Origin of the sequence: Streptococcus oralis (genome assembly GCF_003943825.1) — a bacterium.
GTDB classification, from domain to species: domain Bacteria; phylum Bacillota; class Bacilli; order Lactobacillales; family Streptococcaceae; genus Streptococcus; species Streptococcus oralis_CD.
This window is the reverse complement of record NZ_RJNJ01000122.1, coordinates 1-527: the sequence shown is the minus strand read 5'-3', so window position 1 is coordinate 527 and position 527 is coordinate 1. Positions and strand designations below refer to the sequence as shown.

Here is a 527-nt window from a genome sequence, read left to right as displayed (position 1 = left end):
CAGTAAGCCTGTCTTGCCATTTTCGAATCCTCCAAGAACCGTACGTCCCTTGAAAATCTCACGACCTCCTTCCTTGAGAGTGATTCCCTCTGGTCCTACAGCGTTAATGACTTGGGCTGGATAGTCTGCAAAAAGGTGAATATCATTTCGCGCTCCCTCGTAGCCACAGATATGAAGAACAGTAACACCATCAACAGCACTAGCTGCTTCCAGAACAGTTATCTCGCTAGGTGCAATGACGGCTTGATAATCTGCTGCCGACACTCGTTGATCTTGGATACTTTGCACGCTGAGGTAGATTCCATCAGCACCAGCCTCTTCGATGACAGCTTGGCTGAGACTAGCAATATCCTCTGCAATCACATCCAACACCTTTTTAAGGGCTTTAGGATCTTCCACCAGAAAGTCTGCAATAAGGTCATCTCCGCCAGACACTTCCCCAAGTAGCCACTTAAGATAGGTCACAGGAGCAAAAATATTGTAAATCGCAACGATATCTTCTGTAAACTCTTGCTTGATTTTCTTCT

1 protein-coding gene is annotated in these 527 nt (G+C 45.9%); it reads right to left on the bottom strand.

Annotation, left to right across the window (positions count from 1 at the left end; all coding sequences use genetic code 11):
• On the bottom strand, nt 1-527 hold a 527-nt coding region (locus tag D8863_RS10930), incomplete at both ends, for a uroporphyrinogen decarboxylase family protein (protein WP_312023398.1).